Annotated in this window: 12 protein-coding genes and 1 pseudogene; 10 read left to right on the forward strand and 3 right to left on the reverse strand. The window is 57.1% G+C overall.

Translation table 11 applies throughout. The annotated features are described in order from the left end of the window. Nucleotides 1–89 precede the first annotated feature (89 nt). The 4 genes from bglF (at nt 90) to DAI21_RS12420 (ending at nt 5,956) form a co-directional block, all read left to right on the forward strand. Nucleotides 90–1,952: a PTS beta-glucoside transporter subunit IIABC gene (gene bglF, locus DAI21_RS12405; protein ID WP_107703230.1), complete on the forward strand. Its 1,863-nt coding sequence runs from the start codon at nt 90–92 to the stop codon at nt 1,950–1,952. Nucleotides 1,953–1,964: 12 nt separating this feature from the next. Then, nucleotides 1,965–3,359: a glycoside hydrolase family 1 protein gene (locus DAI21_RS12410; protein ID WP_107703231.1), complete on the forward strand. Its 1,395-nt coding sequence runs from the start codon at nt 1,965–1,967 to the stop codon at nt 3,357–3,359. 357 nt (nt 3,360–3,716) lie between these two features. Then, on the forward strand, nt 3,717–5,135 hold the full coding sequence (gene mdtQ / locus DAI21_RS12415; protein WP_107703232.1) for a multidrug resistance outer membrane protein MdtQ: 1,419 nt from the start codon (nt 3,717–3,719) through the stop codon (nt 5,133–5,135). A 47-nt stretch (nt 5,136–5,182) separates the two neighbouring features. Beyond that, nucleotides 5,183–5,956 carry an SDR family oxidoreductase gene (locus DAI21_RS12420; protein WP_100779537.1) on the forward strand — a complete coding sequence of 258 codons (774 nt, stop codon included), beginning with the start codon at nt 5,183–5,185 and terminating at the stop codon, nt 5,954–5,956. A 5-nt stretch (nt 5,957–5,961) separates the two neighbouring features. On the opposite strand, the gene DAI21_RS12425 is transcribed toward DAI21_RS12420, so the two are convergent. Further along, nucleotides 5,962–6,528: a DedA family protein gene (locus DAI21_RS12425; protein WP_107703233.1), complete on the reverse strand. Its 567-nt coding sequence runs from the start codon at nt 6,526–6,528 to the stop codon at nt 5,962–5,964. A gap of 174 nt (nt 6,529–6,702) precedes the next feature. Here DAI21_RS12425 and DAI21_RS12430 point away from each other — a divergent pair, with 174 nt between their 5' ends. Next, the gene (locus DAI21_RS12430; RefSeq protein WP_100779539.1) at nt 6,703–7,290 is read left to right on the forward strand and encodes a Yip1 family protein; all 588 of its coding nucleotides are present in this window, start codon (nt 6,703–6,705) and stop codon (nt 7,288–7,290) included. Between the two features lie 166 nt (nt 7,291–7,456). Then, on the forward strand, nt 7,457–8,377 hold the full coding sequence (gene pbpG / locus DAI21_RS12435) for a D-alanyl-D-alanine endopeptidase (RefSeq protein ID WP_100779540.1): 921 nt from the start codon (nt 7,457–7,459) through the stop codon (nt 8,375–8,377). Nucleotides 8,378–8,453: 76 nt separating this feature from the next. Here the strand turns inward: pbpG and DAI21_RS12440 are convergent. Next, a pseudogene (locus DAI21_RS12440) lies at nt 8,454–9,007 on the reverse strand (N-acetyltransferase family protein). A 104-nt stretch (nt 9,008–9,111) separates the two neighbouring features. After that, on the reverse strand, nt 9,112–10,869 hold the full coding sequence (dld, locus tag DAI21_RS12445) for a D-lactate dehydrogenase (protein ID WP_100779542.1): 1,758 nt from the start codon (nt 10,867–10,869) through the stop codon (nt 9,112–9,114). A 187-nt stretch (nt 10,870–11,056) separates the two neighbouring features. Between dld and bglX the strand changes: the two genes are divergently transcribed. The 4 genes from bglX (at nt 11,057) to DAI21_RS12465 (ending at nt 17,772) form a co-directional block, all read left to right on the forward strand. Next, nucleotides 11,057–13,354, forward strand: a complete 2,298-nt coding sequence (bglX, locus tag DAI21_RS12450; RefSeq protein WP_107703234.1) for a beta-glucosidase BglX — start codon at nt 11,057–11,059, stop codon at nt 13,352–13,354. 304 nt (nt 13,355–13,658) lie between these two features. After that, the gene (locus tag DAI21_RS12455) at nt 13,659–14,990 is read left to right on the forward strand and encodes a glycoside hydrolase family 28 protein (RefSeq protein WP_107703235.1); all 1,332 of its coding nucleotides are present in this window, start codon (nt 13,659–13,661) and stop codon (nt 14,988–14,990) included. After that, nucleotides 14,987–16,540: an MFS transporter gene (locus DAI21_RS12460; RefSeq protein ID WP_107703236.1), complete on the forward strand. Its 1,554-nt coding sequence runs from the start codon at nt 14,987–14,989 to the stop codon at nt 16,538–16,540. Before DAI21_RS12455 ends, DAI21_RS12460 begins: the two co-directional genes overlap by 4 nt. Next, complete coding sequence (locus DAI21_RS12465; RefSeq protein WP_107703237.1) at nt 16,537–17,772, forward strand: MFS transporter; 1,236 nt, start codon at nt 16,537–16,539, stop codon at nt 17,770–17,772. Before DAI21_RS12460 ends, DAI21_RS12465 begins: the two co-directional genes overlap by 4 nt. Nucleotides 17,773–17,830: the final 58 nt, after the last annotated feature.

Consider the following 17,830-nt stretch of genomic DNA (forward strand, 5'->3'; position numbering starts at 1 on the left):
CGGCATCTGAAGAGATGCCGTTCTCGGGTTTTTTTTATTTTTAAACTCAGTCACCAGATGCCTGCGGGCATCGAAGAAAGGAAATCGAGATGGAATATCAAGCTTTGGCGAAGGATATTCTCAGCCACGTAGGGGGCAAAGAGAACATCATCAGTCTGGTTCATTGCGCCACCCGGCTTCGCTTCAAACTGAAAGAAAATCAAAAAGCGGATGCCGAAGGGCTGAAGAAAAATCCGGGCGTGATCATGGTCGTCGAAAGCGGCGGGCAGTTTCAGGTGGTGATTGGAAACCATGTGAATGATGTCTGGAAAGCGGTGCGGGCTGAAGCCGGTTTGCATGACGATACGCCAGTGGCAGCAGACGAGACCGGAGACAAGAGTCATCTTCTCGGGCGCTTGATTGACGTTGTCTCCGGTATCTTTACCCCGTTTATTGGCATCCTGGCGGCATCCGGTATTTTGAAAGGATTGCTGGCGCTAGCCCTGGTTTGCGGCTGGCTCAGCCCCGACAGCGGAACCTACAAAATCTGGTTTGCGGCAAGCGATGCCTTGTTCTTCTTCTTTCCGATGGTGCTGGGCTACACGGCCGGGAAGAAATTTGGTGGCAATCCGTTTATCACCATGGTCATCGGTGGCGCGCTGACCCATCCGATGATGATTCAGGCGTTTGAGGCCAGCCAACAAACCGGTGCCGTAGCGGACGCTTTTCTCGGTATTCCGGTCACCTGGTTCAACTACAGCGCGTCGGTAATTCCGATTATTCTCGCGGCGTGGGTCAGTTGCTGGCTGGAAAAAAAGAGCGGCAAACTGCTGCCGCCGTCGATGAAAAACTTCTTTACGCCGCTGATCTGTTTAGCGGTCACCGTCCCGCTGACCTTCCTGGTGATTGGGCCGGTAGCGACCTGGCTGAGCCAACTGCTGGCTAACGGATATCAGGTGATTTATGTCCTGGCCCCGTGGCTGGCGGGCGCAGCGATGGGTGCGCTGTGGCAGGTGTGCGTGATCTTCGGCCTGCACTGGGGGCTGGTGCCGCTGATGATCAATAACCTGGCGGTACTGGGGCATGACTCAATGTTGCCGATGCTGCTGCCTGCGGTGATGGGGCAGGTGGGTGCCGCGCTGGGGGTCTTCCTGCGCACGCGCGATGCGCGTCTGAAAATGCTGGCGGGCTCATCGGTAACAGCGGGGATTTTTGGCATCACCGAGCCTGCGGTGTATGGCGTGAACTTGCCGCTGCGTCGACCGTTCATCTTTGGCTGCGTGGCCGGGTCGATTGGCGGGGCCATCGTGGGCCTGAGCCAGGCCTACGTTTACTCCTTCGGGTTCGCCAATATCTTCACCATTGCGCAGATGATCCCGCCGGGCGGCATTGATGCTTCGCTGTGGGGGGGCATTATCGGAACTGTGGTTGCTCTGATTTTGAGTTGCGTGCTGACGCTGGTTGCAGGGATGCCGGGGCGTGCAGTTGATACGACGCCGGTCGCGGTTACCGCAGGCGAAGACGATGTACTTTCGCCAATGAGCGGAACGGTGCTGGCCCTGAGTCAGGTGCCGGATACCACTTTCGCGAGCGGTCTTCTCGGCCACGGCGCGGCCATTATCCCGTCTGACAACCACGTTTTCGCCCCGTTTGCGGGTGAGGTTGCCTCGCTATTCCAGACCAAACATGCGATAGGCCTGCTAAGCGACAGCGGCATTGAAGTGCTGATCCACGTCGGTATCGACACCGTCAAGCTCGACGGCAAGCATTTCACCGCTCACGTGAACGTGGGCGATAAAGTGAAGCCTGGCGATCTGCTGCTGGAATTCGACAGACAGGCCATTCTTGACGCCGGATACGATCTGGCCACCCCGATTATTATCAGTAACAGCGACAGTTATGCAGAGGTGATCACCGTGGCGGCCAGCGCCGTCAACGCCGGTTCGCCGCTGCTGACCGTCAGCCATAAATAACAGGAGAACGTGATGAAAACTTTCCCGGATACATTTTTATGGGGCGGCGCGGTTGCTGCCAACCAGGTAGAAGGCGCTTACCTTGAAGATGGCAAAGGCCTGTCAACGTCGGACGTCCAGCCGAAAGGGGTATTTGGCCCGGTGGTAGAGCGCGTAACGGGCGACAGCGGAATTAAGGATGTGGCGATCGATTTTTATCATCGCTACCCGGACGATATTAAGCTGTTTGCTGAAATGGGATTTAGCTGCCTGCGCGTCTCTATCGCCTGGACGCGTATTTTCCCGAACGGGGATGAGCAGCAGCCAAATGAAGCGGGTCTGGCGTTTTACGACAAACTCTTTGACGAGCTGGCCGCGCACAATATCACTCCACTGGTAACGCTGTCGCACTATGAGATGCCGTGGGGCCTGGTGAAACAGTATGGTGGCTGGGGCAGCCGTCAGGTGATTGGTTTCTTCGAGCGGTATGCGCGCACGGTGTTTACCCGCTACAAAGAGAAGGTGAAGCTTTGGCTGACATTTAACGAAATCAATATGTCCCTGCATGCGCCAATGACGGGCGTCGGCCTGCCGGAAACCAGCAGTAAAGCGGAAGTCTACCAGGCAATCCATCATCAGTTGGTGGCCAGCGCATTGGCGGTTAACGCCTGTCATGAGATTGTCCCGGAAGGCAAAATTGGCAATATGCTGCTGGGAGGGCTGGTCTATCCGCTCACCTGCAAGCCTGACGATGTGCTGGAAGCGTTGCAAGAGAACCGTGCATGGCAGTTCTTCGGTGATGTGCAGTGCCGTGGCGCTTATCCGGGCTACATGCTGCGTTTTTTCCGCGATAACGGTATCCAGCTTGACGTAACTGATGCCGATCGCGAGGCGCTGAAATCGACCGTAGATTTTATCTCTTTCAGCTATTACATGACCGGTTGTGTGACCACGGATGAAGAGCTAAACCAGCAGGCGCGCGGCAACATTTTAAGCATGGTGCCAAACCCGCATCTCGCAAGCTCAGAGTGGGGCTGGCAGATTGACCCGGTCGGCCTACGTACTCTGCTGAATGTGCTGTGGGATCGCTATCAGAAGCCGCTGTTTATTGTCGAAAATGGTCTGGGCGCGAAAGATAAACCCGATGCCGACGGTATCGTGCAGGATGACTACCGTATTGCCTATCTGAACGATCATCTGGTGCAGGTGCGTGAGGCAATGGAAGATGGCGTAGAGGTGATGGGTTACACCAGTTGGGGACCAATCGATCTGGTGAGCGCGTCGAAAGCTGAGTTGTCCAAACGCTACGGCTTTATTTACGTCGATCGCGATGACAGCGGTAATGGCACGCTGGCCCGCAGCCGTAAGAAAAGTTTCTACTGGTACAAAGAGGTCATTTCGACCAAAGGCGCTTCGCTAAAAGCGTAATGGCACGACGCTTTGCCCGACCAGCAAAAATCGGTCGGGCAAATTATCAGAAAATCATTTTAAATACGCCCGTCACCACCAGTAAACCAATTAAGAAAATAATCAAAATAACCCACAGTAATATTTTCATTCCCTTCTCCTTCAACTTTGCTATTGGGCTTACGTCTATTTAAGTGTAGCAGCCGCATCAAAGGCTTAATCAATAAGTGCTGTGAATGAATGTAATTATATAATTCGTAAGAAGAATATTTTTCTGAGTGTGTGAATGTATGACAAAGTAAGGGTTGCCACGCGTTACTAAAAAAAAGAGAAGCAGCAGGCGTAATTTGCCCCTTTCTTTTTTGCGTGAATGGCGTAATGAAACGTTCAATTATTTTTTCTTTTAGCTTACCTCTCTCTGTATTGCTGGTGGCCTGTGCGCCGGGCCACGACACGGCGGCGTCTCTGCATCAGCAGGCTCCCGTGGCGAAAATCAGCACTCAGCTGGCCCACACCCAGTGGCCGAAAAATGAGTGGTGGAAAGATTTCCACGACCCGGAGCTGAACGCCCTGATTGCCAAAGCGCTGGCCGATGCGCCGGATATGCAGATTGCCCACCAGCGTATCGCCCTCGCGGAAGCCCAGGCCAAAATGGCTGTGGCTGCGGGCGGCCCGCAGATTGATTTTTCGGCGGACGCCGAGCGGCAAAAAATGTCGGCAGAAGGGCTGATGGGACCATTCGCCGAGACCGATCCTGCGGCGGGCACCACCGGGCCGTGGTACACCAACGGCACCTTCGGTCTGACGGCGGGATGGGATCTGGATCTGTGGGGTAAAAACCGCTCCCAGGTCGAGGCCCGGATCGGCAAAGTCAATGCGCAGAAAGCGGAGATGGAACAGACCCGCCAGCTCCTCGCCAGCAGCGTGGCGCGCCTGTACTGGGAGTGGCAGACGCAGGCCGAGATTGGTCATGTGCTGACGGACATCAAACAGGAACAAGAGTCGATTATTGCGGTCGATCGTGAACTCTACCAGCACGGCATTACCTCCTCCCTAGAAGGTGTCGTCACCGATATCAACGCCAGCAAAACGCAGGAACAGAGGGCGGAAGTCAGTGGCAAAATGAAAGCCATTGAGGCGCGGCTGCAGGCGCTGACCAATACCACGTCAGTGACGCTCACACCGCACCCGCTGCCGAAAATCGACGCTTCGCTGCCGCCGACGCTGGGCTACGACCTGCTGGCCCGTCGTCCCGATCTTCAGGAGGCGCACTGGTACATTGAAGCGTCCATGAATGACGTGGATGCAGCGAAAGCCGCGTTTTATCCGGATGTTAATCTGATGGCTTTCCTGCAACAGGACGCCCTGCACTTAAGCGATCTGTTCCGCTCATCGGCCCAGCAGATGGGGGTCACTGCCGGACTGACGCTGCCGATCTTCGACAGCGGTCGCCTCAATGCGAATCTCGACATCGCCCAGGCACAGAGCAATCTGTCCGTCGCGAACTACAACAAAGCGGTGGTCGATGCAGTGAATCAGGTGGCGCGCACGGCCAGCGAAGTGGAGACGCTGATGAACAAAAATCAGCAACAGCAGCAGGTTGAAGCCGATACCGCACGGGTGGTGGCCCAGGCGCAGGCCCGTTTTCGTGCGGGGATCATCGCCGGCTCACGCGTGAGCGAAGCGAAAATTCCGGCGTTGCAGGAGCACATCGCGAGCCTGACGCTTCAGGGGCAATATGTGGACGCCACCCTGCAACTGACCTCCGCTCTGGGCGGCGGGTATCACCACGGTTAACAGGACGTTATCTATACTTACCTTTTTGCGTCATGGCGGAGGTAGGTATGGCATCAGTTCAGCGCGTGGCCATTGTTACGGCATCAGATTCCGGAATCGGTAAAACAACGGCGCTACTTCTGGCTGAGCGCGGGTTTGATATTGGCGTGACCTGGCATTCGGATGAAGAGGGGGCACTCCAGACCTGTCGTGAAATCGAAGCCCTGGGGCGTCGCGCCGAGGCGATACAGCTGGATCTTAGCCACCTGCCAGAGGGGGCGAAAGCCATTGAGACGCTTATCGCCCGCTTTGGTCGGCTGGATGCGCTGGTCAACAACGCCGGCGCCATGGCCAAAGCCCCGTTTCTTGATATGACGTTTGACGACTGGCGCGGGATTTTTACCGTGGATGTGGATGGCGCGTTTCTCTGTTCACAACTTGCCGCCCGGCAGATGGTGAAGCAGGGGCAGGGTGGGCGGATTGTGAATATTACCTCGGTGCATGAGCACACCCCGCTACCGGAGGCCAGCGCCTACACCGCAGCGAAACACGCGCTGGGTGGCCTGACAAAATCGATGGCCCTTGAGCTAGTGCAGCACAAGATCCTGGTCAATGCGGTTGCCCCTGGCGCTATCGCCACGCCGATGAACGGCATGGATGACAGCGAAGTCGAAGAAGGCTCCATGCCCGAGATCCCCCTCGGTCGGCCTGGGCAAACGCATGAGATCGCAAGCCTTGTCGCGTGGCTGTGCGACACGGATGCCAGCTATACCACGGGGCAATCGTTTATTGTCGACGGCGGCTTTATGCTGGCGAATCCGCAGTTTAAACCGGCGGAATAACGACGCTAGTCGCGATCGTTTTCCCGATGCTTGCGCCACAGTCGCCAGATAATGACGCCTGCCACCACCAGTATCAGCCAGATCCAGTGCTTCAGATGCTGGTCGAGGTTGTGCAGCCAGGGGCCAATCACTTCGCCGCCCACATAGCCGAGCGAAGTGAATATCAGCGCCCAGGCAATGGCACCAATGATGTTTAGCGGCAGAAAGATTTTCGGCGGCAGGCGGCTGGCGCCAATCAGCAGCGGGCCGATAATGCGAAAGCCGTACATAAACCGGGTACCGATCACAAACAGATAGGGGTGACGCTGAATCAGCCGCTGCGCGCGGTTGATTTTTTTCTGATGCCGGGCAAAACGTTTGAGCAGCGTGGGGCCAAAGCGCAATCCCAGCAGATAGAGCAACTGATCGCCAATCATCCCACCCAGCGCTACCGCGGCGACCACCAGCGGGAAACGAAGCAGCCCCTGATGTGCGGCCACCCCGCCTAGCAGGGTGATGGTTTCCCCTTCCGCCACGCTCCCTATCACCAGCGCCGCATATCCGTACTGTTCAATCAGACTGTTGATATCCATGAGTTCAGCGGTGTCTCCCTGTGTAAACCTTCCTTAAGCATACACCCTGTGAATCAATGGTGTGGCAACCAGGACGATTTCCCCGAAGCGGCAATTTTGCTGCTGGTCATAAAATAATCTAAAGCTGCATTATACTTACAGTATCGCCTTGCGGGCCGACAATGAGGGGGCTGTATGAACCATGTCTGGGGGCTGTTTTCCCATCCCGATCGTGAGATGCATGTCATCAGAAGCGAGAACGAAACGGTCGCGCATCACTACACGCACCATGTCCTGCTCATGGCTGCCGTACCGGTGATCTGCGCGTTTATTGGCACAACACAAATCGGCTGGAATTTTGGCGATGGCAACGTCGTGACGCTCTCATGGATGACGGGGCTGGCACTGGCGGTGGTCTTCTACGGTTTAATGCTGGCAGGCGTCGCGGTGATGGGGCGGGTGATCTACTGGATGGCGCGAAACTATCCTCAGCGTCCCTCGCTCACCCTGTGCATGGTTTTTGCCGGATACGTAGCAACACCGCTGTTTATGAGCGGCATCGTGGCGCTCTATCCGCTGGTCTGGCTGTGTGCGCTGGTGGGTACCATCGCGCTGTTTTACACCGGCTATCTGCTGTACGTGGGTATTCCGACCTTCCTCAACATTAACAAAGAAGAAGGCTTAAGTTTCTCCAGTTCAACCCTCGCGATTGGCGTGCTGGTGCTGGAGGCGCTGCTGGCGCTCACGGTGATCCTGTGGGGCTACGGCTATCGTCTCTTCTGAGGTAAATGCATTGCTGGCGTAAATGCCAGCAATGCAGCATCTGTTCACGATTCTCCGCTGGCGACAACTCACCAGGGCAGCTATGATGCCTTTGCCAGCCTGTTTCGCTCGTTGTAACGGGAGGCGTACGTCATCACGTGCATGAATAATTATCAGAAGTCTCACCATGCTGAAATTCCGAGTTTCTTTACTTAGCCTTGCGCTGATCCTGGCTGTGCCCGTTGCCGCGCCAGCGATTGCCAAAACAACCGCAGTGACCACTGCCGCTCAGCCGGAAATCGCCTCCGGAAGCGCGATGATTGTTGATCTGAATACCAACAAGGTGATCTATTCCAGTCACCCGGATCTGGTGCGTCCGATCGCGTCGATTACCAAATTAATGACCGCGATGGTGGTGCTCGATGCACGACTGCCGTTGGATGAGAAACTGAAAGTCGATATCAGCCAGACGCCAGAGATGAAAGGGATATACTCCCGCGTGCGTCTGAACAGCGAAATCAGCCGTAAAAATATGCTGCTGCTGGCGCTGATGTCCTCGGAAAACCGTGCTGCCGCGAGCCTCGCGCACCACTATCCGGGCGGATACAACGCATTTATCCGGGCGATGAATGCCAAAGCCAAATCCCTGGGCATGACCAACACCCGTTTTGTCGAGCCAACCGGGCTGTCGATTCACAACGTCTCCACCGCACGCGACCTGACCCACCTGCTGATCGCCAGCAAACAGTACCCGCTGATCGGTCAGCTGAGTACCACGCGTGAAGAGATGGCGACCTTTGCGAATCCGGCGTACACCTTACCGTTCCGCAATACTAACCATCTGGTGTATCGCGAAAACTGGAATATCCAGCTGACGAAAACCGGCTTTACCAATGCGGCTGGTCACTGTCTGGTGATGCGTACCGTGTTTAACGGCAAACCGGTGGCGCTGGTGGTGATGGATGCGTTTGGCAAATACACTCACTTCGCTGATGCCAGCCGTTTGCGTACCTGGATTGAAACCGGAAAAGTGATGCCAGTTCCCGCGGCGGCGCTGAGCTATAAAAAGCAAAAAGCGGCGCAGATGGAAACCGCACAGAACGACTGAGCGCGCGGCAGGTGAATCCACAGTTTGCAGGCCGGGCAGGCGCAGTGCGGCCCGGCAAAACGTTTTGCTTCGCGAATTACTCCGGCAGCGTCCAGTCACCGTCGTTCAGGGGGCGTTGCATTATCAGCGTATCCCGCCAGTTTCCCTTCTTATAGCCCACGCTTCTTAACTGCCCGGCCACCTCGAATCCATGCTTTTTATGCAGCCGAATCGAACCGGCATTGTTATGCCCGTCGCCGACCACGGCAATCATCTGCCGCCACGGACCCTGCTCACAACGTTCAATCAGGGCATCCATCAGCGAGCTGCCAAAACCACGTCCGGTGGCGCTGGCATCCACATAGATCGACTCTTCAAGCGTATAGCGATAGGCAGGGCGCGCGCGATACAACGCCGCATAGCAGTATCCCACCACCACGCCGCGATAGAGTGCCACCAGCCACGGCAACCCGTCGGCGGCAATCGTGCTCATGCGCTGGCGCATCTCTTCGATGGTGGGGGAACTTCTTCAAACGATGCACGCCCGTTCAGCACATGCCAGGCGTAGATCGCGGCAATGGCATGTACGTCGTCAGGTTGGGCGTCGCGCACCTCGACTTCGGAAGCGGACAGGATATCAACGGCCGACATGATGAGCGGGCTCCTCAGGAAAAAAAAGCCGGAGAAGCGGTTCTCCGGCGGGGTGAGATTACTCTAGTACGATTGTTACTGGCTTAACAATAATTTCAGTGTGGCTATAGTGTTTGATCAGAGGGTTGCGTCTCGTCGCGCTCTGTCTGTACCGCTTCTTTCCAGTATTTATGCTTCGTCGTTTTACCAATGCCGGGATTCATGCTGTTTGTCGGGTCATTCTCGCGATAAAAACGTTTAAGCGTTTCTGGCGCTTCATACAGGTGCCCGACGTTATGTTCGGCCGGGTATTGTGCCCCGCGCGCGCGCAGCAGTTCGAGCATCTGCTCCTTCAGGGCATGCGCATCAACGCCTTTTTTGACGATGTAATCCTGGTGGAAAACGTGGCACATAAAGTGGCCGTAGTAGAGCTTATGCACCAGCTTACTGTCGATTTCCGGCGGCAGGTGTTCAAACCACTCCGTATCGTTACGACGCAGGGCGATATCCAGCGCCAGAATATCTTCCACTTCGTCGGCGTGAACCGCCTGATAGCGAATCGCGGCGCCCGCCGCGGCGAAGCGGTGTAAGAACGCCTTGTTGCCTTCTTCCGGCGTACAGGCAAAGAAATCGCCCTCCGCTGTTTTGAAGTATTCCGCCAGCCAGGTTTGCGCCTCGGCAATCCCGTCGCCCGACATTTTCAGCAGCAGGTGGTGTTCGTACTTATCGCGCCAGCTCTTCATGCGCGGCGGCAGGTGCGCCGGGAAAGCCGTGCCCAGCTTCTGCATAAAGCGATCGGTGAAGTGCGGTTTGAACAGGGACACTTTGCCGAGCATGGCGTCGGCGCGGCCTTTCATCGTAAAGAAGAACGGCATTTTGTCGGTGCCGAGCTTGTCGATCATCAGGAAGGTGTCTTTGCCGTAGCGCTCAGCGATATCGTAAATATCGCGATGCATGTACTCACCCGCCACCGGCAGATTCGTGAACTCGCCCAGAATATGACGACGGATCTCGGTCAGCACCTCCGGCTGGTTGGTGCCGATATAAAAGACCTGCTGATTTTTCTGCGCCGGGAAGGTGTCCAGACGTACGGCAAACACCGCGAGTTTGCCCGCGCAGCCGGAAGATTCAAACAGACGATCCGGATCGGCGTTGTAGCGCGCCGGGGTATCGGCTTCAATGTCGCGCACGCGTTCGACGTAATCGTGATCGTGGGCGTGACGGCCATCGTGCTGCACGTCAGCGTCGTTCACGCGCTCGTCGTCGAGCTTGCTGAGGATCTGCTCCGGCGTGACACCCAGGTTGATCCCCAGATGATTCACCAGCTGTAATTTTCCGTTCTCATCAATGCGTGCAAACAGGGACATTTCTGTGTACGCCGGGCCGCGCTGCACCAGCGACCCGCCGGAGTTGTTGCAGATCCCGCCGATCACCGACGCGCCAATGCAGGAGGAGCCAATCACCGAGTGCGGCTCGCGACCCAGCGGCTTGAGCGCTTTTTCCAGCGAATAAAGGGTCGTGCCAGGATAGGCCAGCACCTGCTCACCTTTGTCCAGCAGATGCAGTTTATCGAGACGCAGGGTGCTGATAATGACGATATCCCGGTCGTAATCATTGCCGTTTGGCGTCGAGCCTTCCGTCAGGCCGGTATTGGCCGCCTGCATCAGAATGATTTTGTCGGCGTTGACGCAGGCGCTCAGCACACGCCACAGCTCCAGCAGCGTGCCGGGGAAGACTACCGCCAGCGCTTCACCCTGGCCGGAACGGAAGCCCTTGCGATAGCGGGCGGTTTTTTCCGGGTCCGTCAGCAGGTGTGAGTGACCGACCAGGCGAGACAGTTCGTTAATAAAAGTGTTGTTATTTTGTGTGCGAACAGAAGTCATCTTCCACTCCTTGTGGTGGGGCAAATTTCTCGCTGTAAAGCATAGCGCGATTAACTGTTAAGCGAACAAGTATTCATGAGAAAAATCAGAGAATAACCCTGCAAGGTTGAAAGGGTTTGTGGCACACTGCGCTTTTCGCACGGTCTGGCCGAGTTTTCCGGCGGTTGATGATGAGAGAGTACAACACATGAAATGGCTTTGTTCTGTAGCTGTCGCAGTAAGCCTGGCGCTGCAACCCGCGCTGGCTGAAGATCTGTTTGGCAACCACCCATTAACCCCGGAAGCCCGCGACGCCTTCGTCACGGACTTGCTCACCAAAATGACGGTCGATGAGAAAATCGGCCAGCTGCGTCTCATCAGCGTCGGGCCGGATAACCCGAAAGAGGCGATCCGCGAGATGATCAAGGAGAGCCAGGTCGGGGCGATTTTTAACACCGTCACCCGCGAAGATATCCGCAAAATGCAGGACCAGGTGATGCAGCTCAGCCGCCTGAAAATTCCGCTTTTCTTCGCCTACGACGTGGTCCACGGCCAGCGTACCGTCTTCCCGATTAGCCTCGGTTTAGCCTCATCCTTTAACCTGGATGCGGTCAGAACCGTCGGGCGTATTTCGGCCTATGAAGCCGCCGATGACGGTCTGAACATGACCTGGGCGCCGATGGTCGACGTCTCGCGCGATCCGCGCTGGGGCCGCGCCTCAGAAGGCTTTGGTGAAGACACCTATTTAACCGCCACCCTCGGCAAAACCATGGTCGAAGCGATGCAGGGCAAAAGCCCGGCGGATCGCTACTCGGTGATGACCAGCGTCAAACACTTTGCCGCCTACGGCGCGGTAGAGGGCGGGAAAGAGTACAACACCGTTGACATGAGCTCGCAGCGCCTGTTCAACGACTACATGCCGCCGTACAAAGCCGGGCTGGACGCAGGCAGCGGCGCGGTGATGGTGGCCCTGAACTCCCTCAACGGCACCCCGGCGACCTCCGATTCCTGGCTGCTGAAAGACGTCTTGCGCGACCAGTGGGGCTTTAAAGGCATTACCGTGTCCGATCACGGCGCGATTAAAGAGCTGATCAAACACGGCACCGCCTCCGATCCGGAAGACGCCGTGCGCGTGGCGCTCAAAGCCGGTATCAACATGAGCATGAGCGACGAGTATTACAGCAAATACCTGCCTGACCTGGTGAAAACCGGCAAAGTGACCATGGCAGAGCTGGATGATGCCACCCGCCATGTGCTGAACGTGAAATATGACATGGGGCTGTTTAACGATCCGTACAGCCACTTAGGGCCGAAAGAGTCCGACCCGGCGGATACCAATGCTGAAAGCCGTCTGCATCGTAAAGAGGCCCGTGAAGTGGCGCGCGAAAGTCTCGTGCTGCTGAAAAACCGTCTCGAAACGCTGCCGCTGAAAAAATCCGGCACCCTCGCCGTGGTTGGCCCACTGGCCGACAGCAAACGTGACGTGATGGGCAGTTGGTCCGCTGCGGGCGTGGCCGATCAGTCCGTCACCGTGCTCACGGGCATCAAAAATGCGCTGGGTGAAAAGGGCAAAGTGATTTACGCCAAAGGCGCTAACGTCACTAACGACAAGGATATCGTCACCTTCCTGAACCAGTACGAAGAGGCGGTGAAGGTTGATCCGCGTTCGGCGAAAGAGATGATCGACGAAGCGGTCAACGCGGCGAAACAGGCTGATGTGGTGGTGGCGGTCGTCGGTGAAGCGCAGGGCATGGCCCATGAAGCGTCGAGCCGTACCGATATTACCCTCCCGCAGAGCCAGCGCGATCTGATCAGCGCCCTGAAAGCGACGGGTAAACCGCTGGTGCTGGTGCTGATGAACGGCCGCCCGCTGGCGCTGGTGAAAGAGGATCAGCAGGCTGATGCGCTGCTCGAAACCTGGTTCGCCGGGACCGAGGGCGGTAACGCCATTGCCGATGTGCTGTTTGGTGATTACAACCCGTCTGGCAAACTGCCGATGTCCTTCCCGCGCTCTGTCGGCCAAATTCCGGTTTACTACAGCCACCTGAATACCGGTCGCCCGTACAACGCCGATAAGCCGAACAAATACACCTCGCGCTATTTCGATGAAGCTAACGGCCCGCTTTATCCGTTTGGTTATGGGCTGAGCTACACCACCTTCAAGGTTTCTGACGTGAAAATGTCTGCACCCACCCTGAAGCGTGACGGCAAAGTCACCGCCAGCGTGGAGGTGACCAACACCGGTAAACGCGACGGTGCCACGGTCATCCAGATGTACGTGCAGGATGTGACGGCCTCCATGAGCCGCCCGGTGAAACAGCTGCGCGGCTTCGAGAAGGTTGACCTGAAGCCGGGTGAGACCAAAACCGTGAGCTTCCCGATTGACGTCGATGCGCTGAAGTTCTGGAACCAGCAGATGAAATATGACGCGGAAGCGGGCAAGTTTAACGTCTTTATCGGCGTGGACTCTGCGCGAGTGAATAAAGGCGAGTTCGACCTGCTTTAACGACAAGAGACGAAACCCGCCGTTGTGCGGGTTTCGTGACGCATCCCGCAAGATTTCGCGCCTTTCCTGCCTGATTGCTTTGATTCCCTCTTTTCTCGTCTCTTACTCGCCGTCAAATGTGACCTTTTTCACAGTTCATTTTTATCCCACAGATGAAATCGTGAGGACGATCAAAACTCACTCCCGCCACACTCGGCAGGCGTGACTCTCTTCACTCTTCGCGAAAAAGCCCGGTAAACACGGCACAAACACGCCGCAGAAAAGCCGTGTAATGCCTGTCACATCACAGCTGACAGGTAATCACATGAAGCTCTCATTAGAAAACATTTCCCTCGATCGAAGCGGGTCGACCCCCGTCACCACCGCGCTGCAGGAACTCATCGATACGCTTGCCGTGAACGGAGGAGGCACGCTGGTGGTCACGCCAGGCATCTACCTGACCGGAACGCTGGTGCTGCCGTCGAATTTCACCCTGCATCTGGAAGCGGGCGCGCGCCTGCTCGCCAGCCAGAATGTGGATGATTACCACGCCGCAGAAACCCAAAGCACAGCCGAGCTGTCGCGCATGGCACTCATCTACGCCCGCGATGCGCGCAACCTGACGCTCAGCGGTGCGGGCTGCATCGACGGCAACGCCACGGCCTGGTTTGCCGCAGAGATGGATGACCAGGGGTATCGTCAGCCGAAACCCCAGCGCCCACGCCTGCTGGTGCTGGAAGGGTGCGAACAGGTACGCCTGACGGATATCACCCTGTGCGACTCGCCGATGTGGACCGCGCATCTGGTGAGCTGCAACCATGTTTTCATCCGCAATATCACCATTGATAACGATCTGGCGCTGGCTAACACCGACGCGCTGGACATCGACAGCTGTCAGCACGTGCTCATCAGCGACAGCTACTTCAGCGCCGCCGACGACGGCATCTGCCTGAAGACCACGGCCAAAGCGCCCGAACTCCAGCAGCCGATCCACAACGTCACGATCAGTAACTGCATCATTCGCTCCAAAAGCTGCGCAATCAAAGTCGGGACTGAAACCTTCGCCGACATCACCCATCTGGCGGTGAGCAACTGCGTGATTTTCGACTCCAACCGCGGCATCGGCCTGATCTCCCGCGACGGCGGCCAATTCAGCAAGATGAGCTTCAGCAACATTCTCTTCGACTGCCGCCACGGTCATCCGTGTCACTGGGGCAAAGCCGACCCGGTGTTTATCTCTGTACGCCATCGCGCGCCGGACATCACGCCGGGCACGATCAGCCAGATCACCTTCTCGGGCCTGAACGGGACGGGGGAGGGGGCGATAAATCTGCACAGCGAAACGCCCGGTGCGATCCGCGATATCACCTTCAACGGCCTGGCGTTCAGCCAGCTTGCTTCCCGTTCCGATGAACAGGGCTGTTACGACGTGCGCCCACCGTGTAACCCAGAACGCCCGACCGGAATGGGGCTGGACAACGCCTATCGCGTGAATACGCAAACCGGGCGCGCTCACGGCGTGGAGTTATATCCGCACGGGCTGCCGGCCCTTTACGCCTGCGGCGTCGAAGGGTTGCATCTGCATGCCATCACCATTACGCGCCCGTCGCCGCTGCCTGCGGGCTGGGATACTGAAAAAATCCGGAGTGCAAAATGATCAAAAAAGTGCGGGAAATAAAGCTGCGGAACTACGTGTGCTACGGGCTGGCGGATGTGATTGGCTCGGGGGCCTTTACCCTGGTCAGCGCCTGGCTGCTGTTTTTCTTAACCACCTTTTGCGGCCTGACGCCGATCCAGGCCGGGTCCCTGTTTGCGGTGGCGAGAATTGTCGATGTGATCATGTGCCCGGTGATCGGCTACGTTTCTGATAACTTCCACAAAACGCGCCTGGGACGCCGCTTTGGCCGTCGCCGTTTCTTCCTGCTGGCCAGTATTCCGCTGGTGTCGGTCTACAGCCTGCTGTGGGTGGAAGGGTTCAACTACTGGATGTACCTGCTGTTCTACATCCTGTTTGAAATCGTCTACACCATGATCATTATTCCGTACGACACGCTCTCGGCTGAGATGACGTCGGATTTCAAAAAGCGCTCAAAACTGACCAGCGCACGTATGTATATCGCCCAGCTCGCAGGCTTTGCGGCAGCGTTCCTGCCGGGGCGTCTGGTGGCGTACTTCGGCCCGGACTCTTCCGACTCCTTCTTCTATACCGGGGCGATTTTCACCGTCTCCTTTATGATTGTGCTGTTCTTTGTCTATTTCGGCACCTGGGAGCGCTCGCTGGAAGAGATCCAGCAGAATGAGCACCATGACGAAGACGAGGAAAAAGAGCCGTTCGCCACGCGCGCATACCATATCTATTACGATTTCGTCTCAACGTTAAAAATCAAAACCTTCCGCTCGCATCTGGGGATGTATCTCGGCGGCTCGGTGGCGCAGGACATTTTTAACTCGGTCTTTACCTACTTTGTGGTCTTCGCCCTGATGACCTCGTCTGTGATGGCCTCCAATCTGCTGGGCGTCGTAAACGGTCTGCAGTTCTTTGGCGTGGGAATTGCCACCTGGCTGACCCTGCGCTACTCCCCGTCGCGCGCCTTTGCGACCCAGGCCACGATGGCGCTGGTGGCGTTTGCCCTGTTTGTGTCCGCGTACTTTAGCGGCACCGGCGGGATGACCCTGCTGTACGTCGGTGCGGCGGTCGCCGGGCTGGCGCGCGGCGGTATCTACGCTATTCCGTGGAATAACTACACCTTTGTCGCCGACGTGGATGAGATCCTCACCTGCCGTCGCCGGGAAGGGATTTTCGCGGGCTTTATGAGCCTGCTGCGTAAGGCGTCGCAGGCGCTGTCGATTTTCCTCGTCGGTGTGGCCCTGCAGATGTCCGGGTTTGTCTCCGGACAAAACGCCCAGCCGCAGTCGGCCATCAACATGATTTTAATCATCATGATTGTGCTGCCGGTCGCACTGACGCTGTGGGGGATCTGGTCGGCGTTCCAGTTTAAGGTCAACAGCCGTACCCACGCGATTCTGAACGAAGAAGTGGCGCGTCTGAAACAGGGCGGCAGCAAGGCGACCGTCAGCGCGGAAAACAAAGCGGTGATCGAAAGCCTGACCGGTATGCCGTACGACCACTGCTGGGGGGAAAACAGCGTCGGCTATCTGAACCGTAAACGCATGAATGTGCGCGCACTGCGAGACAAAATGGCATGACGGAGCAGAGCGTATTTATCCAGCAGGGCCTGTGGGCCCGGCTGGGATTGCCTCGTGAACTGTGCTGGGGCTTTGTCGGGATTTTCCTGTTTATCACCGGCGCCACCATCGAGCAAAGCTGGCTGGCGTCGATGCTTCAGCATCGCGGTTTTGATGCCATGCACATCAGCCTGCTGTCGTCGGTGTTTGGGCTGTGTGTCGCGGTGGTATCGTGGTTTTCCGGAATAGGCGCGGGCGTACTTGGCCTGCGCCGCCTGATGTGGGCGGCGACGCTGTTCTACTTTATCGGCTCAATTCCCTTTATCGCTTACGCGTTGCCGCAGGGGAATTATCCTCTGATGGTGGCGAGCTACGCCCTGCGCGGTGTGGCGTATCCGCTGTTTGCCTATTCGTTTCTGGTGTGGATTAACCAGCGCTGCGAGCCGGCTATTCTCGGACGCGCCGTCTCCTGGTTCTGGATTGCGTTTGGCGTGGGCATGACCATCGTCGGGCCGTGGTACTCAAGCCTGATGCTGCCCCTGATCGGCGAAACCTCGACGCTGCTGAGCGGGTTTATCTTTGTGGCACTCGGCGCATTCTGCGCGCTGGTGCTCAACCGCGATCGCCCGCACGTGCAAAGCAACGGGCATCTCGGCGCAGCCTTTGCCGAAGGGATGATGGTGCTGGTGCGCGAGCCGAAAATGCGCCTGGCGGTGATCGTCAAAACCATCAACGATATCGGCAAGTTTTCGCTGGTGATCCTGATGCCGGTCTACCTGCCGCGTTTCGGATTTAGCATCGCCGAGTGGTTGACCATCTGGGGGCTGGTGAACGTGGTCAATATCTTCGCCAGCTACTTCTTCGGCTGGCTCGGCGATACCATCGGCTGGCGCAACACGGTGGTCTGGTTCTCCGGTACCCTGTGCGGTCTGGCGATGCTGGCGGTGTGCTACGCGCCGGTGCTGTTTGGTGACAGCGAAACGGCGCTGTTTCTGGCTCTGGCCCTGTACGCTATCGGGCTGGGTGCTTTTGGCCCGCTGAGCGCGCTGATTCCGTCCCTGCTACCGGAGAACAAAGGCGCTGCTATCTCCTGCCTGAATCTCGGCTCGGGGCTGAGCAATTTTGCCGGTCCGCTTATCGTCACGCTCTGCGTTTCGCCGTTTGGCGTGGAGGGGACGTTGTGGGTGATCGCGCTGCTCTATTTTGCCGCCAGCCTGCTAACCGTTCCGCTGAGGTTGCCGGAAGAAGGATGATTCCTCAATTTTAGGCTACGCTTTTCTCTCAAGCCCCTGATAAAGGCGGCAAATTAAT

This window comes from Lelliottia sp. WB101, from assembly GCF_003051885.1.
Lineage (GTDB): Bacteria > Pseudomonadota > Gammaproteobacteria > Enterobacterales > Enterobacteriaceae > Enterobacter > Enterobacter nimipressuralis.